Raw genomic sequence first — 23,864 nt, forward strand, 5'->3', positions numbered from 1 at the left:
ATCAGCGGAGCTTCCTTGCTCCCCGTGCGCTTTACACGGCCGGAATATTGCGGCCGTAGTAGATTTCGCGCATCTCTTTCCAGAGCAGGTCGGTAATTTCCTTCCGCTCCTCTTCGCTTAAATCTTCTGGCCTGGTATGGAACATGTAATGCTTCAGGTCGAATTCTTTCAGTAACATCTTGGTGTGGAAGATGTTTTCCTGGTAGACGTTCACATCCATCATGTCATACAGCGCCTTCATGTCCTCGGACATAAAGTTCTGAATCGAATTGATCTCATGATCGATAAAATGCTTCATGCCGTTGATATCACGGGTGAAACCGCGCACGCGATAGTCCACGGTGACAATATCGGATTCCAGTTGATGGATGAGATAGTTCAGCGCATTCAGCGGTGAAATCACCCCACAGGTAGAGACCTCGATGTCAGCGCGGAAGGTACACAGCCCGCCTTCCGGGTGGCTTTCAGGATAGGTGTGCACGCAGATATGGCTCTTATCGAGATGGGCGACCACCGCCTCGGGCAGTGGGCCTGGGTGCTCGGTGGGATCGATAAGCTGCGGGTCGATCGGCTCTTCGCTCACGAGGATCGTGACGCTGGCACCCTGCGGTTCATAGTCCTGACGCGCAATGTTCAGGATATTGGCCCCGATGATGGAGCAGGTTTCTGACAGGATCTCGGTCAGGCGGTTGGCATTGTAGAGTTCATCGATATAGGCGATATAACCATCGCGCTCCTCCGCTGTTTTCACGTAGCAGATATCGTAAATACAAAAACTCAGGCTTTTGGTCAGGTTGTTAAAGCCATGCAGTTTCAGCTTTTTCAATTTAGTTCACCCCCTTAGAGGACAGCGCGTCTTGCAGATATTGTGGCAGGGCAAAGGCCGCCGTGTGGACTGCCGGATTATAGTAACGGCATTTCAGGCCTGCCTGATGGAAGCGTGCCTGGATTATCTCGGTCGACAGATGGCGTAGCGCCCCGTTATCCGTCGCCCAGGCAAAGGTCATGATGCCGCCGTAGTAGGTTGGGATCGCCGCCTGATAGAAGCTGACGTCACCAAAATAGGTGCTCAGCTTGCGATGGCTGTCGAGGGCTTCGTCCTGCTGCAGGAAACAGACGCCGTTCTGCGCCACGAAAATCCCGCCAGGGTTCAGGCAGCGTTTGCAGCCTTCGTAGAAGGACGAGGTGAAGAGCGTCGCGCCCGGGCCGATGGGATCGGTGCAGTCGGAGATGATCACATCGAAGGTCTGGTTTGTCTGATTAACGAAATTAACGCCGTCGTCGATCACCAGCGTAAAACGCGGATCGTCGTAGCTGCCAGCATTGTGATTTGGCAGGTACTGGCGACAGAAAGAGACCACGCCGGCGTCGATCTCGACCATCGTAATACTCTCGACGGTTTTATGGCGGGAGACTTCGCGCAGCATTGCGCCGTCGCCGCCGCCAATGATCAGCACGTGTTTCGCATGTCCGTGCGCCAGCAGCGGCACATGGGTCATCATTTCGTGATAGATAAACTCATCGCGCTCGGTGGTTTGCACCACGCCGTCCAGCGCCATGACGCGCCCGAACGCGGCGTTCTCGAAAATGATCAGATCCTGATGATCGGTCTTCTCATGATAAAGCACGTTATCAACGGCAAAGTACTGACCAAACTGGTCATGCAGCGTTTCATGCCACAAGGTGTTATCGGTCACAGGCTGATACCTCCTTTGTTAACATCCATTACACCCACGCAAAATGGGCGCAACATCATAGCCAACAACGACCGCGCATGCACGGCCATCATTGCAACAAAGGGGCGTCGGGAAGGGTTACTTCACGTAGGCGAGCAGGCTCAGCGAATCGCGGGCCAGCGCTTTGCATTTTTTCGCGACAGGAATGCCAATGCCGCTTAAATCGCGGTAACTGTCTTCACCGAGCGCCTTCATGTCAAAGCTATCGTAGTTGCTGAGATCCCATTGATTTTGCTGGGCAAAAAAAACCAGTGCACGACGAATCTGCCCGTTGGGTAAATTCTGGTATCCACAATCGTTTTTCAGGAAAACAAAAACTGCCGTCAGATCGGCCATATCTTCCGCTTCGTTTTCACTCAGCGCATAACTGTTCGCACTCATCGCCACCAGGCTGGCGAACAAAATTGTCCTGAAAAACGTCTTCATTGCTTTTACCACTGCGTCACGGAAATTAAACGTTAGCATACTTGATACCAGCGCGACGACCTTTATTATTGCCGCTTTACTTGACCTTCTCCCAAGGGGAGGGTTTAAGCTCAAAATATCGCCTGCACGGAAAAAAGGAATGAACATGCAACGTCGTGATTTTTTGAAATATTCAGCCGTACTGGGGGCTGCCAGCGCGTTACCTTTATGGAGCCGCGCCGCATTTGCCGCCGACAGACCCACCCTGCCCATCCCTGATTTACTGACTGCCGACGCCCGCAGTCGCATCCAGTTAATCGTTCAGTCGGGAAAATCGACCTTTGGCGCGCATCAGGCCACCACATGGGGATATAACGGTAATTTGCTCGGTCCGGCGCTTCAGCTTTCCCGGGGCAAACCGGTGACGGTGAATATTCATAATACCCTTGCGGAAGAGACGACGTTGCACTGGCATGGCCTGGAGGTTCCCGGTGAGGTCGACGGTGGCCCGCAAGGGGTGATCAAAGCGGGCGGTGAGCGCACGGTGACCTTTACCCCGGACCAGCACGCAGCGACCTGCTGGTTCCATCCCCATCAGCATGGCAAAACCGGGCATCAGGTGGCGATGGGGCTGGCGGGACTGGTGCTGATTGAAGACGACGAAAGCCGGATGCTGCGTCTGCCAAAACAGTGGGGTATCGACGATGTGCCGGTGATCGTACAGGACAAGAAATTTACCGCTGAGGGGCAGATTGACTATCAGCTCGACGTGATGAGCGCCGCCGTCGGCTGGTTTGGCGATACGCTCCTCACCAACGGGGCGATTTATCCGCAGCATTCAGCGCCGCGAGGCTGGCTGCGCCTGCGCTTGCTCAACGGCTGTAACGCGCGCTCCCTCAACTTTGCCACCAGCGACCAGCGTCCAATGTACGTGGTGGCGAGCGACGGCGGGCTGCTGGCTGAGCCGGTGAAAGTCAGCGAACTGCCGATGCTGATGGGCGAGCGTTTTGAAGTGCTGGTGGATATCAGCGACGGGAAACCGTTTGACCTGATTACGCTCCCGGTGAGTCAGATGGGGATGGCCGTTGCGCCGTTCGATAAGCCGCATCCGGTGCTGCGCATACAGCCGCTGCGGGTGACGGCCTCCGGTACGCTGCCGGATACGCTGGCGGCCATGCCTGCGCTGCCGTCCCTCGACGGATTAACCCAGCGTAAACTCCAGCTGTCGATGGACCCCATGCTCGACATGATGGGCATGCAGGCATTGATGAACAAATATGGCGATCAGGCGATGGCGGGCATGCACCACGGCCAGTCGATGGGGCATATGAATATGGACCACGGCAAGATGGGCAACATGGGCCATATGAATCACGGCGGCGGGAAAGGGTTTGATTTCCATAACGCCAACCGTATCAACGGCCAGGCCTTTGATATGAACACCCCGATGTTTGCGGCCAGCAAGGGCCAGTACGAACGCTGGGTGATTTCAGGCGAGGGCGACATGATGCTGCATCCGTTCCACATTCACGGCACGCAGTTCCGCATTATCTCCGAGAACGGCAAAGCGCCGGCGGCACATCGAACGGGCTGGAAAGATACGGTGCGGGTGGAGGGCGGAGTCAGCGAAGTGCTGGTGAAGTTTGAGCATGACGCGCCGAAGGAGTTTGCCTATATGGCCCACTGCCATCTGCTCGAACATGAAGATACCGGGATGATGCTAGGATTTACGGTGTAAAAAAGCCGGGCGGCGTTTCGCCTTACCCGGCCAGAGTTCTAAAAACGGCAACCCGAAGGTTGCCGTTTTGCATTTCACTCACATCTACTTCACATCATCCGGCAACGCATACGCGACGATATAGTCGCCCATCTTCGTGCCAAATGACCCGTGACCGCCCGCGGAGATGACAACGTACTGCTTGCCATTCGCTTCGTAGGTCATCGGTGTGGCCTGTCCACCGGCCGGCAGACGGCCTTGCCACAGTTTCTCACCGTTAGTCATGTTGTACGCGCGCAGGTAGTTATCTGCGGTTGCCGCAATGAACAGAACGTTACCGGCAGTAGAGATCGGGCCGCCGAGCATCGGCATACCCATATTGAACGGAACAGGAACCGGCATCGGGAACGGCATGCTGTCCTGTGGCGTACCAATACGTTTTTTCCATACTACCTGGTTCGTTTTCAGATCCAGCGCGGAGATGTAACCCCAGGCAGGCTGTTTACACGGCAGGCCAAACGGAGAGAGGAACGGGTTCAGCGTAACGCCATACGGCACGCCGTACTGCGGCTGAATACCGGCTTCAGTGCCGCTGCCTTTCGCATCTTTCGGCTGCTCCATCGGGTTACCAGGACCGCGTGGGATCAGCTTCGAGACGAACGGCAGCGCCATCGGGTTGGCAATCGCCACCTGGCGGTTTGGATCGACCGAGATACCGCCCCATTCGAACATCCCCAGGTTACCCGGGAAGACCAGCGTGCCCTGCTCAGACGGCGGGGTGAAGATGCCTTCATAGCGCAGCTGATGGAACATCACGCGGCACACCAGCTGATCGAACATCGTGGCGCCCCACATGTCCGCGCCGGTCAGATCTTTCTTCGGACGGAAGCTCAGGTCAGAGAACGGCTGCGTTTTCGAAACGTAGTCGCCTTTCGCTGCGCCCTGCGGTACCGGTTTTTCCGGAGCCGGAACCACCAGTTTGCCGTTAGAACGGTCGAGCACGAAGATGTTGCCGGTTTTCGCTGGCGCGTAGATGACCGGAACAGTTTTTCCGTTGACGGTAATGTCGGCCAGCGTTGGCTGGGACGGCATATCCATATCCCACAGATCGTGGTGAACGGTTTGATAGCTCCAGGCCAGTTTCCCGGTCGTTGCGTTCAGCGCCACGATGGCACTGGCGTAACGCTCCTGCTCTGGCGTGCGGTTTCCGCCCCAGATATCCGGCGTGGTCACGCCCATCGGCAGATAGACCAGATCCAGCTTCGCGTCATACGCTGCCGGTGCCCAGGAGTTCGGTGAGTTAAAGGTAAAGGTGTGTTCATCCGACGGGATGGCGTTAGGATCTTTCGCGCCCGGATCGAAGGCCCACAGCAGTTTGCCGGTGTTCACGTCGAAACCACGAATCACACCCGAGGTTTCACGGGTAGAGAAGTTATCCGTGACAGAACCGGCAATGACGATGGTTTTATCGGTGATGATCGGCGGTGACGTCGGCTCGTACAGGCCCGGCGTGGTATCCGGCATATTGGTCTGCAGGTTGAGGATACCTTTGTTGGCAAAGGTTTCGCACAGCTTGCCGGTTTCGGCGTTGATCGCAAACAGACGGCCATCGTTCACCGGCAGCATGATACGGCGAGGACAGTCAGCCACCACGTCCGGGCTGGCGTTGTCCGCGCGCGCTTCGTGGTAAGAGACGCCACGACAGGTCACGTGCTGGAAGGAGGTGTTGGTGTTCAGCTGCGGATCAAAGTGCCATTTTTCTTTACCGGTCGACGCATCCAGCGCGAACAGACGCTGGTGAGCGGTACACAGGTACAGCATGTCGCCCACTTTGATTGGGGTGACTTCGTTAGTCAGCTCACCCGGATCGTTCGGCTGCTTCAGATCGCCGGTACGGAACGTCCAGGCTTCTTTCAGGTTTTTCACGTTATCGGCGTTGATTTGCTTCAGCGGCGAGTAACGTTGTCCTTCCTGATTGCGCCCATACGCCGGCCAGTCGCCGTCAGCCACCTGAGAAATGGCGGCGGCAGGCGTGGAATCGGCACTCAGAGTACCTTTCACTTCCTGCGGATCGTTAAATCCGGCCCAGGTCAGAATGCCACCGGTGATGAGCAACGCCACGACCAGTGCCGCAACCGCACCGCTGGACGGCACCAGCAGGCGACGCCAGACGAAGGGCAAGATCAGCCAGATACCAAAGAAGACGAGAATGTCGCTACGCGGCGTGAGCGCCCAGAAATCGAAGCCGACCTCCCAGACACCCCAGATCATCGTTGCGAGCAGAAGTGCTGCGTAAAGCCACAGCGCGGAACGTTTACGTCGCAAAAGCAGGACGGTCACAGCAATCATGACCAGGCCCGCAATCGGGTAGTACCAGGAGCCGCCAAGCGCGACCAGCCATACGCCACCGATTAACAGATACAGCGCGCAGAATGCGGCAAAAGCGGCTGTTAACGTTACCAGTAGACGCGGCTGTTGAGATTTTATTTCAGCCATAGAAAAGTACTCTGTAGTTTGTTAATTATTTGATAGCAATTAATTATAGGTATTAACAAGTGTGATCGGAATCACAAAATGAGCTTTTTGTAACTCATGCGCCAGGCGAATCCATTTGCTGGTATACTGCCGTACTTGTGAATCATTGCCGGACGTATCTGCATCCGCAGTGATAGATTGGTTTTAAATCATACGGTTAGTAATATGAAACATAGTGTTGAAGTGATGATCCCGGAAGCGGAGATCAAAGCGCGTATCGCCGAACTGGGTCGTCAAATCACCGAACGTTATCAGGACAGCGGCAGCGATATGGTGCTGGTGGGTCTGCTGCGCGGCTCATTCATGTTCATGGCAGACCTGTGCCGTGAAGTTCAGGTGTCCCATGAAGTGGATTTCATGACCGCGTCCAGCTACGGCAGCGGTATGTCGACCACCCGTGACGTGAAAATCCTGAAAGATCTGGATGAAGATATTCGCGGCAAGGATGTGTTAATCGTAGAGGATATTATCGACTCCGGTAACACGCTCTCTAAAGTGCGCGAGATCCTGAGCCTGCGCGGCCCGAAATCCCTGGCGATCTGCACCCTGCTCGATAAACCGACTCGCCGTGAAGTTGACGTCCCGGTTGAATTTGTTGGTTTCTCGATTCCGGATGAGTTCGTGGTGGGTTACGGCATCGATTACGCACAGCGTTATCGCCATCTGCCGTATGTCGGGAAAGTGGTACTGCTGGACGAGTAATCTCAGCGGTCTAGCCCGGAAGCGCTGTGCTGACCGGGCCTGTAAAGCGTGAACGGCACATCCCAGGCCGGGTAGGCGAAGCCGCCGCCCGGCTTTTTTGCAGGTTATTTGTGGTTAACGTGCTTGAGCTTCAGGTTGGCAATCCCGGAACGATAGCGCTGCTCAAGGGTTTCGCGGTTGGTGGCAGTCACTTCCAGATTGCGCAGCAATCCATCATGGATACCGTACGCCCAGCCGTGAACGGAGACTTTCTGCCCGCGCTTCCATGCTGACTGCATGATGGTGGAATGGCCAAGGTTATAGACCTGCTCCATCACATTAAGCTCGCACAGGGTGTCGAGGCGACGCTCCTGCGGCATTTCGCCCAGCAGTGAACTATGTTTGAACCAGATATCGCGAATATGCAGCAGCCAGTTGTCGATCAGCCCCAGCTCCGGGTTTTCGACCGCCGCCTGCACACCACCGCAGCCGTAATGGCCGCAGATAATAATGTGCTCAACTTCCAGCACATCAACCGCGTACTGCACGACGGAAAGACAATTGAGATCGGTGTGAATGACCAGGTTTGCGACGTTACGGTGAACGAACAGCTCACCCGAATCAAGGCCTGTCAGGCGTTCCGCCGGGACGCGGCTGTCAGAGCATCCAATCCATAAAAAACGTGGATTCTGCGCCTTCGCCAGCTTCTCAAAAAATCCCGGGTCCTCTTCTACCAGCATTTTTGACCATAGTGCATTGTTGCTGATGAGTGTATCTATGTCATTCATAGAGGTTAACGACCTGTAACCGAGTAATAGCGTTGCGCTAATATAGGGTAACTCGACTTTTATTGAAACCACACAACGTGTGTCAGAACTATAGGTAAGTTTAATTCATGACTATCGCACTTGAGCTTAAGCAGCTTAAAAAAGTCTATCCGGGCGGCGTTCAGGCGCTGCGCGGAATTGATTTGCAGGTCGAAGCGGGGGATTTCTACGCCCTGCTGGGGCCGAATGGCGCGGGGAAATCCACGACCATCGGCATCATCAGCTCGCTGGTGAACAAGTCTTCGGGCAGCGTCGCGGTGTTTGGCTATGATCTCGAAAAAGATGTGGTCAACGCCAAACGTCAGCTGGGGCTGGTGCCGCAGGAATTTAACTTCAACCCGTTTGAAACCGTGCAGCAAATTGTGGTCAATCAGGCGGGTTACTACGGCGTAGAACGTCAGGACGCCATCGAGCGCAGCGAAAAGTACCTTAAACAGCTCGATCTGTGGGAAAAACGCGGCGAACGTGCGCGCATGCTCTCCGGCGGGATGAAGCGCCGTCTGATGATCGCCCGCGCCTTGATGCATGAGCCAAAACTGCTGATCCTTGATGAGCCAACGGCAGGCGTGGATATCGAACTGCGCCGCTCGATGTGGGGTTTCCTCAAAGATTTGAATGACAAAGGCACCACCATCATTCTGACCACCCACTACCTCGAAGAAGCTGAAATGCTGTGCCGCAATATCGGCATCATTCAGCGCGGCGAGCTGGTGGAAAACACCTCGATGAAGAACCTGCTGTCCAAGCTGAAGTCCGAAACCTTTATCCTCGATCTGGCGGCCAAAAGCCCGCTGCCGAAGCTGGAGGGCTATCAGTATCGTCTGGTAGACACGTCGACGCTTGAAGTGGAAGTCCTGCGCGAGCAGGGCATTAACAGCGTCTTTGCGCAGCTGAGCGCGCAGGGCATTCAGGTATTAAGTATGCGTAACAAAGCTAACCGACTGGAAGAACTGTTTGTCTCGCTGGTCCAGGATAAACAAGGAGAGCAGGCATGATGCATCTTTACTGGGTGGCGCTAAAAAGTATCTGGGCCAAAGAGATTAACCGCTTTATGCGCATTTGGGTGCAAACCCTGGTGCCGCCGGTGATCACCATGACGCTCTATTTCATCATCTTCGGGAATCTGATTGGCTCCCGTATTGGTGAAATGCATGGCTTTACCTATATGCAGTTTATCGTGCCGGGCCTGATCATGATGGCGGTGATCACCAACGCCTATGCCAACGTGGCGTCGTCGTTTTTCAGCGCGAAGTTCCAGCGTAACATTGAAGAGCTGCTGGTGGCCCCGGTGCCAACGCACGTCATCATCGCCGGTTATGTTGGCGGCGGCGTAGCGCGCGGGCTGGCGGTAGGGATTCTGGTGACGGCTATTTCGCTGTTCTTTGTCCCGTTCCAGGTGCATTCATGGATGTTCGTAGCGCTGACCCTGCTGATGACCGCGATTCTGTTCTCGCTGGCTGGCCTGTTGAACGCAGTGTTTGCGACCACTTTCGATGACATCAGCCTGATCCCGACCTTTGTCCTGACGCCGCTGACCTATCTCGGTGGGGTGTTCTACTCCCTGACGCTGCTGCCACCGTTCTGGCAGGCGCTGTCGCACCTGAACCCGATTGTCTACATGATCAGCGGATTCCGCTTTGGCTTCCTCGGCATAACTGACGTGCCGCTGTTTACCACCGTCATCGTCCTCGCCGTCTTCATCATCGCTTTCTATATTCTGTGCTGGTATCTGATCCAGCGCGGACGCGGATTGCGCAGCTAAGCCGCATCCCCGGCAGCACTCTGCCTGCCGGGGCATTTTCTTTGATAGTTATCACCATAAATTAATCTTCACTCCGCTAAACTACTTTCCCCTAAAGGAGAGACGCTATGTTGGGTTGGGTGATTACCTGTCATGATGACGATGCCCAGGCAATGATCGATCGCCTGGAAAAAAAATTGGGTCCGCTGCCTCAGTGCCGGGCGGTGAACTACTGGCGCGGGCTGAGCACCAACATGCTGAGCCGTATGATGTGCGATGCGCTGCATGAGACGGATACCGGTGAAGGCGTCATTTTTATGACCGACAAATCGGGCGCCGCGCCGTATCGCGCCGCCGCGTTGTTGAGTCACAAGCATGAAAACTGTGAAGTGATTTCCGGGATTAACTACGCGTTGCTGGAGATGATGTACCCGCTGCGCGAAACGCTGAGCAGCGCGGAGTTCCGCGATACGCTGGTCGGGCAGGAGATCCCCGGCGTCAGTAGCCTCTGGCATCAGCAGCAGAAAAACCCGCCTTTTGTCCTGCTCCACGACCTGTATAAGAATTAAACATTGGTATTGATGTCGCTTTTGCTACAATGGCGACTGATTTTTAGTGTCGATAATAATCCCATGTTTATACGCGTTTTTTCCCTTCTGTTGCTGCTGGTCTCCGGCGGCGTCTCTGCCAGTTTATTAAGCCAACAGGGCTTACCCGCTCAATATATGCAAACCACTGAAGATGCGGCGATCTGGGCGCAGGTGGGCAACGAGGTTGTTAACGTCGGCAATGTGCGCGCGGGGCAGATTCTTGCGGTCGTTCCTACGGCGGCAGACTATTACGAATTTCGCTTCGGCTTTGGCACCGGGTTTATCGACAAAGGCCATCTGGAAAAGGTGCAGGGGAAACAGCGCGTTCAGGACAGCCTGGGCGATCTCAATAAGCCGCTCAGTAACCAGAATCTGATCACCTGGAAAGACACCCCGGTGTATAACGCACCCAACAGCGGCAGCGCCCCGTTTGGTACGCTGAGTTCAAACCTGCGCTATCCCATTCTCAGCAAGCTGAAAGACAGACTCAACCAGACCTGGTTTCAAATCCGCATGGGCAACCGTCTGGCGTGGATCAGCAGCCTGGATGCGCAGGAAGACAGCGGTATTCCGGTGATCACTTATCACCATATTTTGCGCGACGAAGAGAACACCCGTTTCCGCCACACCTCCACGACCACCAGCGTGCGCGCCTTTAACAACCAGATGACCTGGCTGCGCGATCAGGGTTACACCACGCTGACGCTCTATCAGCTGGAAGGCTACGTGCGCAATAAAATGAACCTGCCCGCCCGCGCGGTGGTGATTACCTTTGACGACGGTCTGAAGTCGGTCAACCGCTACGCGTGGCCGATTCTGAAGCAGTATGGCTTTAAGGCGACGGCGTTTATCATCTCGTCGCGAATCAAAGGCCATCCGCAGAAGTGGGACCCGAAATCGCTGCAGTTTATGAGCGTGTCGGAGCTGAAAGAGATTCAGGATGTGTTTGATATCCAGTCGCACACCCACTTCCTGCACCGCGTCGATGGCAATAAACATCCTATTTTGCTGAGCCGTAGCTACCACGTCATTCTGTTTGATTTTGAACGCTCGCGGCGCTCGCTGGCACAGTTCAACCCGCGCGTGCTCTATCTCTCGTATCCGTTCGGCGGTTACGATGACAAAGCGGTGAAAGCGGCGAACGACGCCGGTTTTCATCTGGCGGTGACGACGGTAAAAGGGAAGGTGAAACCGGGAGATAATCCGTTCTTACTGAAACGCCTGTATATCTTAAGAACGGATTCGCTGGAGACAATGTCGCGGCTGATCAGCAATCAGCCGCAGGGGTAACATCAGGCAACCTGAACCGGTACGGCTTTCGCGGTACGTTTCATCTCGTTGTCGCCGTCAAAATAGGCCACTTTAGGCTGCCAGCTGCGCGCCTGTTCGTCCGGCATGGTGACGTAGGTGGCGATAATCAGGATATCACCCACGTCAGCACAGTGCGCCGCCGCGCCGTTGACGGAGATGATTTTTGAGCCACGCTCACCGGCAATCGCATAGGTAGAGAAGCGTTTGCCGTTGGTTACGTTGTAAATATCAATGGCTTCGTATTCGAGAATACCCGCCGCCTCAAGGAAATCCTGGTCAATCGCGCAGGAACCTTCGTAATGCAGGTCTGCCTGCGTCACTTTGACGCGGTGAAGCTTACCTTGCAGCATTGTGCGAATCATAACGTTACCTTTACTCTTCATGCAGTCCCTCTCCGGCTGGAGAGGGCAGGGTGGGGGGAAACATTCCCCAGGCAAATATTAGCGCAGTATTGCCCGATTTTTGGTCGCTGTCTACTGCGTCAGCTCAACCACTTTGTTGTCGATGAGGCGCGCCTGACCGAGCCATGCGGCCACCAGAATCACCGCGCGTTTGCTGGTGTCTGAAAGTGCCAGGAGCGTGTCCGCATCGCGGATTTGAACGTCGTCGGCACGCAGCCCTTTTTCGTTCAGCTCTTGTTCCGCGATAGCGATAATCTCTTCCGCCGTCAGTTCGTTAGCTTCCAGCTTCTCCGCCATCGCGTTCATCACTTTGCTCAGCGCCGGCGCGATTTTGCGCTGGTCTGCGGTCAGATACCCGTTGCGTGAGCTAAGTGCCAGCCCGTCTTTGGCGCGCACAATCGGCACGCCGACGATCTCGATGTCGTAGCCCATGTCTGCGACCATTTTGCGGATCAGGGCCAACTGCTGGAAATCCTTCTCGCCAAAGCAGGCGATATCCGGCTGCACCAGGTTGAAGAGCTTGCTGACGATGGTCGAAACGCCGCGGAAATGCCCCGGACGGCTGGCCCCTTCGAGCATGGTCGAAATGCCCGGCACATCGACGAAGGTCGCCCCTTCGGTACCCTGCGGATAAATATCGTCAGGCGTGGGTGAGAAGACGAAATCCACATGGTGTTTTTTGAGCTTTTCACAATCTTCCTGCAGCGTGCGCGGGTAGCGCGCCAGATCGTCGGCACGATCAAACTGCATCGGATTAACGAAAATCGTCACCACGACGACATCGGCGCGGGCTTTCGCTTCGTCGACCAGTTTCATGTGGCCATCATGCAGATTGCCCATGGTCGGGACCAGGGCGATACGTTTACCCTCCTGACGCAGGCGGCGAATGTGCTGACGCAGCAGTGGCAAGGTTTCAATGATTAGCACAATGAGACTCCTTAATGGAAACTGTGTTCTTCAGCCGGGTAAACACCGGATTCGACGTCGGCAATATACTGCCTGACCGCAGCGCGCATGTCGCCCGCGGTGCTTAGGAAATTTTTCGCAAATTTAGGGATGTGGCCGCCGGTGATGCCGAAAGCGTCGTGCATCACCAGGATTTGCCCGTCGGTCACGTTGCCTGCGCCAATGCCAATCACGGGGATTGAGAGCGCTTCGGTGACGCGTTTGGCCAGTTCAACGGGCACACACTCCAGCACCAACAGCTGCGCACCGGCGGCTTCCAGCGCCAGCGCGTCGTCCAGCAGCGTTTGACCTGCTTCGCCGCGACCCTGAACTTTATATCCACCGAAGATATTCACCGACTGCGGCGTTAAACCGAGATGGCCGCAAACCGGCACCGCGCGCTCGGTCAGTTTTTTCACGGTGTCGACCAGCCAGGCACCGCCTTCGATTTTCACCATATTGGCGCCTGCGCGCATCACGGCGGCGGCATTTTCGAAGGCTTGTTCTGGCGTGGCATAGGCCATGAAAGGCAGGTCGGAAAGCAGCAGGCACTCTGGGGCACCGCGACGAACGGCGCGGGTATGGTAAGCAATATCTTCTACCGTCACTGGCAGGGTGGAATCATGTCCTTGAACCGTCATCCCTAACGAGTCGCCGACCAGCATGACCTTAATGCCTTCGTCGGCAAACAGCTTCGCAAAGCTGTAGTCATAGGCGGTGATCGTGGCGAAGCGTTTTTTTTCCTGTTTGCATTTCTGCAATAAGGCGATGGTGGTTGGTTTCATAATGTTTCCTGATAGCCCAAAACGAATCTTTGCGCATTCTAACAGTAACATTCGGGGGAACAATGATTTTAGGCAACCGATTAACACCAATTATTTTAGGGGTTATCAGCAAAATAACGGGATTACCAGAGGGCGGGTTTTTCGGCGTTGAGCTGTTGCAAAATCGCCTGCAGCGATTCACCGTTGGGGAAGGTTAATTCAGGGGCGACTTCCCACAGCGGCCAGAGCATAAAACCGCGATTTTTCATGTCGTAATGCGGCACCGTCAGGCGGTCCGTATTAATGACTTCATCACCGAACAGCATGATATCGAGATCCAGCGTGCGCGGTCCCCAGCGTTCTGCTTTACGCTGGCGGCCCTGCTGAAGCTCAATACGCTGGGTGTTATCCAGCAAGGTTTCGGCATCGAGGGATGTTTCAAGCACCACGGCGGCGTTCAGGTAATCAGGCTGATCCTGCGGCCCGAGCGGCGGCGTGCGGTAAAACGCAGAAACCTGCACGAGATGGCTCTGTGGGATCTCGCCTAACGCCTGAACGGCAGCATTAACCTGCTCCAGAGGAGAGGCCATATTGCTGCCGATGGCGATATACGCGAGGGTCATGCGCTGCCTTCGCGGCGCGGTGCGCGCTTGCGTGGGCGACGATGACGACGACGCGGTTCTGGCTCTTCATCCAGATTGGTGAGCATCCCTTTCTGTTCCGGCGGAGCGGAAACCTGGAACTCGCCCCACCACTGGGCCAGACTTTGCAGCTCTTTGTTGTTCTCGATCTCAGCGCGTAGCGCCAGCAGATCGTAAGCCGCGCGGAATTTCGGATGCTCCATCAGCTTCCACGCACGCTTGCCCTGACGGCGAGACATGCGCAATTGCAGCTGCCAGATATCGCGAACCAGGGTGGTGATGCGCTTAGGAATTGCCAGCGTACGGCAGGCTTCATCCAGCACGTCGTTGGCGGCCAGCGCGAAAGCATCGTAATAGGCCAGGCCGCTTTCCTGAGCAATTTTCTGCGCAGTTTCGAGCAGTGGATACCAGAACATTGCCGCGAACAGGAACGCCGGGTTCACACGCATATCGTTATGAATGCGGGTGTCAGTGTTTTTCAGCACCTGAGCGATAATGCGCTCCATCGGGCTGTCACCGCTTTCGGTGAAGTAGCGCACGATGGTCGGGAACAGCGGCTGGAAGAGGCTGTTTTCGCGCAGCAGTTTATAGGTTTCATACCCATAACCGGCTTGCAGCATTTTCAGCGCTTCTTCGAACAGACGCGCCGGTGGCACGTCGTTGATAAGCGTCGCCAGACGCGGAATCGGCTCAGCGGTCTCTGGGCTTATCTGCATATTCAGCTTGGCAGCAAAGCGCACGGCGCGCAGCATGCGCACCGGATCTTCACGGTAGCGGGTCTCAGGATTGCCAATCAGGCGAATCACGCCCTCTTTCAGGTCCTGTACGCCGCCCACGAAATCACGCACCGTGAAATCGGCCACGCTGTAGTAAAGGCTGTTGATGGTGAAATCGCGACGCTGGGCATCTTCTTCGATGGAACCAAAGATGTTGTCACGCAGCAGCATGCCGTTCTGGCCACGCTGAGAGGTCGTGCGATCGGTTGGTGCGCCGGCTTCGTGGTGGCCACGGAAGGTTGCCACTTCGATAATTTCCGGACCAAACATCACGTGTGCAAGACGGAAACGACGGCCTACCAGACGACAGTTGCGGAATAATTTACGCACCTGTTCCGGCGTGGCGCTGGTCGTCACATCAAAATCTTTTGGTTTTTTGCCAAGCAGTAAATCGCGAACCCCGCCGCCCACGAGATAGGCCTCGTAGCCTGCTTTATTCAGACGATAGAGCACCTTGAGGGCATTTTCACTGATATCTTTGCGGGAAATAGTGTGCTGCTCACGCGGAATAACCGACATATGGGATTGAGCAATAGCGTCATTCGCTACGCTCTCATCGCGGCTTAGCACCTTACGGCAAAAATTAGCGACTCGAGTAAAAATAGTACACCTCGGTAGTGTGTTTCATATATTGGACAAAAAATTACACGTCATCTTTTATGCTGCCTCTGCGTTGGCTGCCTTCGCTCTCACGGGCCGTTTACAAACGTAAACTCGCGGTGATTCACTCAGTTGCCGCCTTGATACAGCGGAGATGCTTCGTGTAAAAAGCGGCTAATCATAGCTCAGCGAGACGCGTTTGAGAATGCTGGATTTTTGGCACGGCAGAGAGCGACCAGCCCTCGACGGCTTTTTTCAGCAATTCATCAACGGATAAATCCTGCCATTCATTGTTCACATTTTGGTTTAGAAATCGTAATGCGTCGATCAAAACGGGGCGCGGATCCCCGTCAGGCAGCGCGGGCGCGTGATTCTGCTTAGAAAGTTTATTCCCGTGTTCATTCAGCGCCAGCGGCAAATGAATATAGTCCGGAACCTTCCAGCCTAACTGCTGGTAGAGCGAAATTTGTCGCACCGTCGGTTCAATCAAATCTGCGCCGCGCACAATTTCTGTCACGCCCTGGAAATGATCGTCCACCACCACAGCAAGATTATAAGCAAATAAGCCATCGCGACGATGAATAATAAAATCTTCACGCGCCAGACGCTCATCGGCGGTAATTTCGCCGAGCAGTAAATCCTTAAAGCGGGTGACAGGATGATGCTGAAGCAGACGCACCGCCGCATTCTCCGGCCCGTTATTCAGGGTTCGGCAATGGCCGTCGTAGACGCCGCCTGCCTGCTGAATACGCGCACGGGTGCAGGTGCAGTAATAAGACAGCCCTTGCTCATACAGCCACGCCAGCTGTTCGCGGTAAGCCTCGTGGCGGTTTGACTGCCACAGTACCTCTCCATCCCAGTTCAAACCGTAATGTTCCAGCTGACGCAGGATGGTTTCTGCTGCACCGGGAACTTCACGAGGGGGATCAATATCTTCGATACGCACGCGCCAGAGGCCGTGCTGAGAACGCGCTTGCAGGTAGCTGCCGAGAGCGGCGATGAGCGAACCGAAGTGCAGTTCACCAGAGGGAGATGGCGCAAAGCGCCCGATATAGTCGGATTGAGGCATAGTCACAGCAGACAAAAAGTCACAAGGCGGGAGTGACTCCCGCCTTTATGATCGTTACGACAGAACAGGAATTAACCTGCCATCTGTTTTTCGCGGATTTCAGCCAGCGTTTTGCAGTCGATGCACAGATCGGCAGTCGGACGCGCTTCCAGGCGACGAATGCCAATTTCCACACCGCAGGACTCGCAGTATCCGAAATCTTCGTCCTCGACCTTCTTCAGCGTTTTCTCAATCTTTTTGATGAGTTTGCGTTCGCGGTCACGGTTACGCAGTTCGAGGCTGAACTCTTCTTCCTGAGCGGCACGGTCTACCGGGTCCGGGAAGTTTGCTGCTTCGTCTTGCATATGGGTAACAGTGCGATCGACTTCATCCCTAAGTTGATTACGCCATGCTTCAAGAATACGCTTGAAGTGAGACAGCTGGGCTTCGTTCATATACTCTTCGCCCGGTTTCTCTTGGTACGGCTCCACCCCAGCGATGGCGAGAATACTCAGGGACGATGTTTTACGGTTTTGCCCTTCTTGCATGTTGCTTCTCCTTAACACGCACTATCGATCCCCGTGTGGGGGAAAAATCAGGTCGCTATAAATAGCAGATGCTTTTCCGTAAGGCAATTATCTAAACGTAACACTTGACAAGCCTGTGAGGAAAAGCGTATTTGCGCACGCGGCCAGAACACCAAATCGTCATCTTCTAACCCCTTATAACACAACGGGGAGCGTCGACTTCAGAGTCATATTATCGGCAGAAAGTTCCGCTTTATAAGCGAAAACTTCTACCCCCTGCTTTTGTGCCTCATTCAACAATTGTGCGTACTTTGGGTCAATGTGGCGGGCGGGTGAGAATCGTTCAATCGCTGAATGCAACACGGCAAACAGCAATACGGCGCGCTTGCCCGCCGCCGCAACACTCATTAGCTCTCGCAGATGCTTTTGGCCGCGTAGCGTCACCGCATCCGGAAAGTAGCCATTATCCCTGTCTGCTAACGTCACTGATTTGACTTCAATATAGCACTCAGGGCGGTCATCCGCCTGTAGCACGAAGTCAATTCTGCTGCCTTCCTCGCCATATTTCACTTCGCCTTTCAGCGTGCTGTAGCCCATAAGCTCTGGAATCAGCCCGGCGTCGATGGCCTCTTTCACCAGCGGGTTGGCGCGCTGGGTATTCACGCCGATAAAGGCCCCTTGCTGGGTCTCGGTGATTTCCCAGGTATGCGCATATTTACGCTTAAGATTGGCAGAGGTGGAGTACCAGACCGTATCGCCCGGCGTGGCGCAGCCCGTCATCGCACCGGTGTTCGGGCAGTGCAACGTGAGATGCTCGCCCTCGGGGGTGATCACGTCGGCCAGAAAGCGCTTATAGCGCTGAATCAGGGTGGCTTGCTGTAAGGCAGGGCTAAACTTCATCGTGAGTCCTTGATTATTCGCTTAACGTCCAGCGCGTCAGCGGCGTATAGCGGGTGCGTCCCTGATGGAATACGGATTCGTAGAGTACAAATTCGGTTACCGGAAAGGCCCAGCTAAAGCCTGGGGCGGGAATGGCAACCGCATGCGCGGTATTACGCAGCAGGGTGAGGTGCGGGTGAAAGGGCTGCGGGCTTTGATAGCAGCCACTGCGAGCGGCCTGGGCGCGCAGGAGATTCGCCAGCTGCAACAATCCGCGCGGCGGCTGACGCGTCCCGAGCCACACAACGCGAGAGCGCAGCCACTGCCCGGCGTCGTCCAGATTGAGGGTAAAACCCGGCTGGCGGATCCGCCCGGCCATCGCCGACAGCGCTTGCTGCTTTTCTGCGCTGACCTCACCGAGAAACGCCAGCGTCAGGTGTAAGTTGGCGGCCGCAACCGGGCGGCCCGCTTCGGTCGGAAAATTCGCCGCGCGCCAGCGGACGATTTGCCGCTGAACAGTGGCCGGTGGCTCAATGGCGAAAAACAGTCGTTTTGAATCAGACATAGGGGGGCTCGGTAATGATATGCGCCGATGCTACAATGTCCGCCGTCTAATGTTAACCCTCTGGAGCTGTTCGTGTCCTCATTGCCGGTCGCCGCCGTACTTCCCGAGCTACTTGCCGCGTTACAACATGCCCCTCAGATCCTGCTGAATGCACCCACGGGCGCCGGTAAATCGACCTGGTTGCCGCTGCAGATCCTCAAAGAGGGGAATATTCCCGGAAAAATTCTTCTGCTGGAGCCGCGCCGACTGGCGGCCCGCAACGTGGCACAACGCCTCGCCGAACTGCTGAATGAAAAGCCGGGCGAAACGATCGGCTACCGCATGCGCGCCGAAACTTGCGTCGGCCCCGCGACGCGCCTCGAAGTGGTGACGGAGGGCATTCTCACCCGGATGCTGCAAAACGATCCGGAGCTGAACGGCGTGGGGCTGGTGATCCTCGATGAATTCCACGAACGCAGCCTGCAGGCCGATCTGGCGCTGGCGCTGCTGCTCGATGTTCAGCACGGGCTGCGCGACGATCTCAGGCTGCTGCTGATGTCGGCGACGCTCGACAACCCACTTCTGCAACAGATCCTTCCCGATGCACCGGTGATCGCCTCCGAAGGGCGGGCATTTCCCGTCGATCGCCGCTACCAGTCGCTGTCGGTGAACCTGCGCTTTGATGAGGCGGTCGCTATCGCTACCGCGGAGCTGTTGCGCCACGAGTCTGGCTCGCTGCTGCTCTTTTTACCAGGCGTCGGCGAAATTCAGCGCGTGCAGGAGAAACTGGCGTCACGCGTTGGCAGCGATGTGCTGCTCTGCCCGCTGTATGGCGCACTGTCGCTGAACGAACAGCGTAAAGCGATTCTTCCGGCACCTGCCGGGCAGCGCAAGGTGGTGCTGGCAACCAACATTGCCGAAACCAGTTTAACGATCGAGGGCATTCGTCTGGTGGTCGATACGGCGCAGGAGAGGGTGGCGAGCTTCGATCCGCGCACCGGCCTGACCCGCCTGCTCACGCAGCGTATTAGCCAGGCATCCATGACCCAGCGCGCAGGCCGCGCCGGACGCCTGGAGCCGGGGATTTGTCTGCACCTGACCAGCGCCGAGCAGGCAGAACGTGCGGCGACGCAGAGCACGCCGGAAATTCTGCAAAGCGATCTCTCCGGCCTGCTGCTGGAGCTGTTGCAATGGGGCTGCCCGGACCCGAGTCAACTGACCTGGCTCGATCAGCCGCCTGCAGTGAATCTGGCGGCGGCGCGCAGGCTGCTTACTCAGCTTGGTGCGCTAGAGAATGAACGCCTGACACCTCGCGGCCAGAAAATGGCGACCCTTGGCAACGAACCGCGTCTGGCGGCGATGCTGGTGGCGGCAAATGAGGATGATGAAATCGCCACTGCCGCGAAGCTGGCGGCGATTCTGGAAGAGCCTCCACGCGGCGGGAGCAGCGATTTGGCCTCGGCCTTTTCGCGCAATCAGCCCAACTGGCAGCAGCGCGCCCAGCGGCTTTGTCAGCGCCTGAACCGCCGTGGCGGAGCGCTGGACAGCGATCTGATCCCCGGCCTGCTGGCGCAGGCTTTCCCGGATCGCATCGCACGCAGGCGGGGCATTGATGGCCGCTACCAGCTGGCGAACGGCATAGGCGCGATGCTTGACAGCGATGACGCGCTCACTCGCCACGAATGGCTGATCGCGCCGCTGCTGTTGCAGGGTAGTTCGTCCCCGGACGCGCGAATTTTACAGGCGATAGCGGTGGATATCGACGCGCTCACACGCGTTTGCCCGCAGCTGTTGCAGCAGTCGGACACCATCGAGTGGGACGACGCGCAGGGCACCCTGAAAGCGTTTCGCCGCAGCCAGATCGGCAAACTGACCGTCAGCGTTAAACCGCTGGCAAAACCGTCAGAAGACGAGCTGCATCAGGCGATGCTCAACGGTATTCGCGATAAAGGGCTGACTGTGCTGAACTGGACGCCGGAAGCGGAACAGTATCGCCTGCGCTTACACTGCGCCGCGCGCTGGCTGCCGGAGTACCCGTGGCCCGAGGTGGACGACGATGCGCTGCTGGCCTCCCTGGAAACCTGGTTACTGCCAGAAATGGGCGGTGTGCACTCCCTGAAAGCCCTTAAATCACTGGATGTGAAGGCCGCACTTGAGAATTTACTCGACTGGTCATTACGTCAACGACTGGTGAGTTCGCTCCCCTCGCATTACACTGTGCCGACCGGAAGCCGGATCGCCATTCGATATCATGAGGATAATCCTCCGGCACTGGCGGTACGGATGCAGGAGATGTTTGGTGAAGCCACCACGCCGTCGATAGCCGACGGGCGCGTTCCACTGGTGCTGGAGCTGCTGTCGCCCGCCCATCGTCCATTGCAAATCACGCGCGATCTCGGTGCTTTTTGGGCCGGTAGCTATCGCGACGTGCAGAAAGAGATGAAAGGGCGTTATCCGAAACACGTCTGGCCGGACGATCCGGCGAATACCGCGCCGACGCGGCGGACGAAGAAGTATTCATAGGTTTTGAGAGATTTCTTCTTTCACCGTTGGGTGGAAGAAAAGAGAATCGGGCCATTGCGCCTGGAATGTTGCGGAGAGAAAGCATGGCGGGGAATGACCGCGAGCCAATAGGACGTAAGGGTAAACCTGCGCGTCCGGCGAAGGAAAAAATCAGCCGTCGTCGCCTCAGAGATGAGGAGTATGACGATGACTATGAAGACGATGATGAGGATGAACCCATGCCGCGGAAAGGAAAAGGCAAAGGGCGGAAGCCTCGTGGCAGACGCGGCTGGTTCTGGCTGCTGCTGAAGCTGTTTATTGTATTTGTTGTTCTGATGGCGATTTACGGTGTGTACCTGGATCAGAAGATCCGCAGCCGTATCGACGGTAAAGTCTGGCAGTTGCCTGCGGCGGTGTACGGTCGCATGGTGAACCTTGAGCCGGACATGTCCATCAGCAAGAACGAAATGGTCAAACTGCTGGAAGCCACGCAGTACCGTCAGGTGTCGAAAATGACCCGTCCTGGCGAGTTTACCGTGCAGGCGAGCAGCATCGAGATGATTCGTCGTCCGTTCGATTTCCCGGACAGCAAAGAGGGGCAGGTGCGCGCGCGTCTGACCTTTGACGGCGACCATCTGGAAACCATCGAGAACCTGGACAGCAACCGTCAGTTCGGTTTCTTCCGTCTCGATCCGCGTCTGATCACCATGCTCTCCTCGCCAAACGGCGAGCAGCGCTTGTTTGTCGCGCGTAATGGCTTCCCGGATCTGCTGGTTGATACCCTGCTGGCCACCGAAGACCGCCACTTCTACGAGCATGACGGCGTGAGCCTGTACTCCATCGGGCGTGCGGTGCTGGCGAACCTGACGGCCGGTCGTACGGTGCAGGGGGCGAGTACCCTGACCCAGCAGCTGGTGAAAAACCTGTTCCTCTCCAGCGAACGCTCTTACTGGCGTAAAGCCAACGAAGCGTACATGGCGGTGCTGATGGACGCCCGCTACAGCAAAGATCGTATTCTTGAGCTGTACATGAACGAGGTGTATCTCGGTCAGAGCGGCGATAACGAAATCCGCGGTTTCCCGCTGGCGAGCCTCTACTACTTTGGCCGTCCGGTGGAAGAGCTGAGCCTCGACCAGCAGGCACTGCTGGTGGGGATGGTGAAAGGCGCGTCAATCTATAACCCGTGGCGCAACCCGAAACTGGCGCTGGAGCGTCGTAACCTGGTTCTGCGCTTGCTGCAACAGCAGCAGGTGATCGATCAGGAGCTTTACGACATGCTGAGCGCGCGTCCGCTGGGCGTGCAACCGCGCGGTGGCGTGATTTCGCCACAGCCTGCATTTATGCAGATGGTGCGTCAGGAGCTGCAGACCAAACTCGGCGACAAAGTGAAAGATCTCTCCGGCGTGAAGATCTTTACCACCTTTGACTCCGTGGCGCAGGACGCCGCTGAGAAAGCTGCCGTTGACGGCATTCCGGTACTGAAAAAGCAGCGCAAGCTGAGCGATCTGGAAACCGCGATGGTCGTCGTCGATCGTTATAGCGGTGAAGTGCGCGCGATGGTTGGCGGGGCAGAGCCGCAGTTTGCGGGCTACAACCGTGCGATGCAGGCGCGTCGTTCGATTGGTTCTCTGGCAAAACCGGCGACCTATCTGACTGCTCTGAGCCAGCCGAATCAGTATCGACTCAATACCTGGATTGCCGATGCGCCGATTGCGCTGCGTCAGCCGAATGGCCAGGTATGGTCTCCGCAGAACGACGATAAACAGTTCAGCGGCCAGGTGATGCTGGTGGATGCTCTGACGCGTTCGATGAACGTCCCGACGGTTAACCTCGGTATGGCGCTGGGTCTGCCGGCGATTACCGACACCTGGCAGAAACTGGGTGTGCCAAAAGATCAGCTGCATCCGGTGCCAGCGATGATTCTGGGGGCGCTGAACCTGACGCCTATCGAAGTGGCGCAGGCCTTCCAGACCATCGCCAGCGGCGGTAACCGTGCGCAGCTCTCTGCGGTGCGCTCGGTGATTGCTGAAGACGGTACGGTGCTTTATCAGAGCTTCCCGCAGGCAGAACGCGTGGTTCCCGCGCAGGCTGCTTACATGACCCTGTGGACCATGCAGCAAGTGGTGCAGCGCGGTACGGGTCGCCAGCTGGGCGCGAAATATCCGGGCCTGCATCTGGCGGGTAAAACCGGGACCACCAACAACAACGTCGATACCTGGTTTGCCGGGATTGATGGCCGTGAAGTGGTGATCACCTGGGTTGGACGCGATAACAACCAGCCGACCCGTCTGTACGGTGCGAGCGGCGCGATGTCTATCTACCAGCGTTACCTGACCAACCAGTCGCCGGTGCCGCTGAACCTGACGCCGCCGGAAGATATCGTCGATATGGGTGTGGATGAATCGGGTAACTTCGTCTGCGGCGGCGGGATGCGTTCTCTGCCGGTCTGGACGGACAAACCGGAATCGCTGTGCCAGCAAAGCCAGCCAGAACAGCCGACGGGCAATCCGTTTGAGCAGTCTCAGCCTCAACAGCAGCCGCAGCAACAACAGCAGCAGCCGCAGAATGAGAAGAAAGACAGCGACGGCGTGGCGGGCTGGATCAAAGATATGTTCGGCAGTAACTAAGTCTGAGAATTCCCTCTCCTGCGGGAGAGGGAGTTTATTCACGCATAAAGAACATATTCCTAACCCT

22 protein-coding genes are annotated in these 23,864 nt (G+C 56.3%); 8 read left to right on the top strand and 14 right to left on the bottom strand.

All coding sequences use genetic code 11. The features are described from left to right. Positions 1–31 precede the first annotated feature (31 nt). From speD to C0560_RS03980, 3 genes are all read right to left on the bottom strand, one after another. On the bottom strand, positions 32–826 hold the full coding sequence (gene speD, locus C0560_RS03970; RefSeq protein WP_100777594.1) for an adenosylmethionine decarboxylase: 795 nt from the start codon (positions 824–826) through the stop codon (positions 32–34). 1 nt (position 827) lies between these two features. Then, positions 828–1,697: a polyamine aminopropyltransferase gene (gene speE / locus C0560_RS03975; protein WP_248859678.1), complete on the bottom strand. Its 870-nt coding sequence runs from the start codon at positions 1,695–1,697 to the stop codon at positions 828–830. 117 nt (positions 1,698–1,814) lie between these two features. Beyond that, on the bottom strand, positions 1,815–2,162 hold the full coding sequence (locus C0560_RS03980) for a YacC family pilotin-like protein (RefSeq protein WP_100780766.1): 348 nt from the start codon (positions 2,160–2,162) through the stop codon (positions 1,815–1,817). Positions 2,163–2,307: 145 nt separating this feature from the next. Between C0560_RS03980 and cueO the strand changes: the two genes are divergently transcribed. Further along, on the top strand, positions 2,308–3,879 hold the full coding sequence (gene cueO / locus C0560_RS03985; protein WP_194512719.1) for a multicopper oxidase CueO: 1,572 nt from the start codon (positions 2,308–2,310) through the stop codon (positions 3,877–3,879). An 84-nt stretch (positions 3,880–3,963) separates the two neighbouring features. Here cueO and C0560_RS03990 read toward each other — a convergent pair whose 3' ends face one another. Continuing rightward, positions 3,964–6,354 (bottom strand): glucose/quinate/shikimate family membrane-bound PQQ-dependent dehydrogenase, encoded by a 2,391-nt coding sequence (locus C0560_RS03990; RefSeq protein ID WP_129035411.1) that lies wholly within the window; start codon positions 6,352–6,354, stop codon positions 3,964–3,966. Between the two features lie 204 nt (positions 6,355–6,558). On the opposite strand from C0560_RS03990, the gene hpt reads away from it, so the two are divergent. Next, complete coding sequence (gene hpt, locus C0560_RS03995) at positions 6,559–7,095, top strand: hypoxanthine phosphoribosyltransferase (RefSeq protein ID WP_100777590.1); 537 nt, start codon at positions 6,559–6,561, stop codon at positions 7,093–7,095. Between the two features lie 104 nt (positions 7,096–7,199). Here hpt and can read toward each other — a convergent pair whose 3' ends face one another. Beyond that, on the bottom strand, positions 7,200–7,862 hold the full coding sequence (can, locus tag C0560_RS04000) for a carbonate dehydratase (protein ID WP_095280808.1): 663 nt from the start codon (positions 7,860–7,862) through the stop codon (positions 7,200–7,202). A 107-nt stretch (positions 7,863–7,969) separates the two neighbouring features. Between can and C0560_RS04005 the strand changes: the two genes are divergently transcribed. The 4 genes from C0560_RS04005 to C0560_RS04020 all read left to right on the top strand — a co-directional run bounded on the left by C0560_RS04005 (position 7,970) and on the right by C0560_RS04020 (position 11,522). Further along, positions 7,970–8,896 (top strand): ABC transporter ATP-binding protein, encoded by a 927-nt coding sequence (locus tag C0560_RS04005; protein ID WP_100777589.1) that lies wholly within the window; start codon positions 7,970–7,972, stop codon positions 8,894–8,896. Further along, entirely contained in the window at positions 8,893–9,663 is a 771-nt protein-coding gene (locus C0560_RS04010) for an ABC transporter permease (RefSeq protein ID WP_100777588.1), read from the top strand. Before C0560_RS04005 ends, C0560_RS04010 begins: the two co-directional genes overlap by 4 nt. Before the next feature lie 107 nt (positions 9,664–9,770). Further along, positions 9,771–10,211: a PTS sugar transporter subunit IIA gene (locus C0560_RS04015; RefSeq protein WP_100777587.1), complete on the top strand. Its 441-nt coding sequence runs from the start codon at positions 9,771–9,773 to the stop codon at positions 10,209–10,211. Between the two features lie 63 nt (positions 10,212–10,274). Continuing rightward, positions 10,275–11,522, top strand: coding sequence for a polysaccharide deacetylase family protein (locus C0560_RS04020; RefSeq protein ID WP_100777586.1), 1,248 nt, complete (start codon positions 10,275–10,277; stop codon positions 11,520–11,522). 2 nt (positions 11,523–11,524) lie between these two features. Here C0560_RS04020 and panD read toward each other — a convergent pair whose 3' ends face one another. The 9 genes from panD to thpR form a co-directional block, all read right to left on the bottom strand. Beyond that, positions 11,525–11,905, bottom strand: a complete 381-nt coding sequence (gene panD / locus C0560_RS04025; protein ID WP_095284178.1) for an aspartate 1-decarboxylase — start codon at positions 11,903–11,905, stop codon at positions 11,525–11,527. 111 nt (positions 11,906–12,016) lie between these two features. After that, the gene (panC, locus tag C0560_RS04030; protein WP_100777585.1) at positions 12,017–12,871 is read right to left on the bottom strand and encodes a pantoate--beta-alanine ligase; all 855 of its coding nucleotides are present in this window, start codon (positions 12,869–12,871) and stop codon (positions 12,017–12,019) included. An 11-nt stretch (positions 12,872–12,882) separates the two neighbouring features. Further along, positions 12,883–13,674 (bottom strand): 3-methyl-2-oxobutanoate hydroxymethyltransferase, encoded by a 792-nt coding sequence (panB, locus tag C0560_RS04035; RefSeq protein WP_123429473.1) that lies wholly within the window; start codon positions 13,672–13,674, stop codon positions 12,883–12,885. 122 nt (positions 13,675–13,796) lie between these two features. Further along, a complete protein-coding gene (gene folK, locus C0560_RS04040; protein ID WP_248859679.1) occupies positions 13,797–14,276 on the bottom strand; it encodes a 2-amino-4-hydroxy-6-hydroxymethyldihydropteridine diphosphokinase in 480 nt (159 codons plus the stop codon). Then, the gene (gene pcnB / locus C0560_RS04045; RefSeq protein ID WP_100777582.1) at positions 14,273–15,673 is read right to left on the bottom strand and encodes a polynucleotide adenylyltransferase PcnB; all 1,401 of its coding nucleotides are present in this window, start codon (positions 15,671–15,673) and stop codon (positions 14,273–14,275) included. Before pcnB ends, folK begins: the two co-directional genes overlap by 4 nt. Before the next feature lie 175 nt (positions 15,674–15,848). Next, positions 15,849–16,739, bottom strand: coding sequence for a tRNA glutamyl-Q(34) synthetase GluQRS (gluQRS, locus tag C0560_RS04050; RefSeq protein ID WP_248859681.1), 891 nt, complete (start codon positions 16,737–16,739; stop codon positions 15,849–15,851). A 71-nt stretch (positions 16,740–16,810) separates the two neighbouring features. Continuing rightward, the gene (gene dksA / locus C0560_RS04055; RefSeq protein WP_001155232.1) at positions 16,811–17,266 is read right to left on the bottom strand and encodes an RNA polymerase-binding protein DksA; all 456 of its coding nucleotides are present in this window, start codon (positions 17,264–17,266) and stop codon (positions 16,811–16,813) included. A gap of 174 nt (positions 17,267–17,440) precedes the next feature. Further along, positions 17,441–18,145: a DNA/RNA nuclease SfsA gene (sfsA, locus tag C0560_RS04060; protein WP_248859683.1), complete on the bottom strand. Its 705-nt coding sequence runs from the start codon at positions 18,143–18,145 to the stop codon at positions 17,441–17,443. A 13-nt stretch (positions 18,146–18,158) separates the two neighbouring features. Continuing rightward, a complete protein-coding gene (thpR, locus tag C0560_RS04065) occupies positions 18,159–18,689 on the bottom strand; it encodes an RNA 2',3'-cyclic phosphodiesterase (RefSeq protein WP_123429470.1) in 531 nt (176 codons plus the stop codon). 72 nt (positions 18,690–18,761) lie between these two features. Here thpR and hrpB point away from each other — a divergent pair, with 72 nt between their 5' ends. Then, a complete protein-coding gene (gene hrpB / locus C0560_RS04070; RefSeq protein WP_248859684.1) occupies positions 18,762–21,191 on the top strand; it encodes an ATP-dependent helicase HrpB in 2,430 nt (809 codons plus the stop codon). Positions 21,192–21,274: 83 nt separating this feature from the next. After that, entirely contained in the window at positions 21,275–23,797 is a 2,523-nt protein-coding gene (gene mrcB / locus C0560_RS04075; protein ID WP_100777577.1) for a bifunctional glycosyl transferase/transpeptidase, read from the top strand. Positions 23,798–23,864: the final 67 nt, after the last annotated feature.

Origin of the sequence: Lelliottia sp. AC1 (assembly GCF_023278595.1) — a bacterium.
In the GTDB taxonomy this organism is placed as follows: domain Bacteria; phylum Pseudomonadota; class Gammaproteobacteria; order Enterobacterales; family Enterobacteriaceae; genus Enterobacter; species Enterobacter nimipressuralis.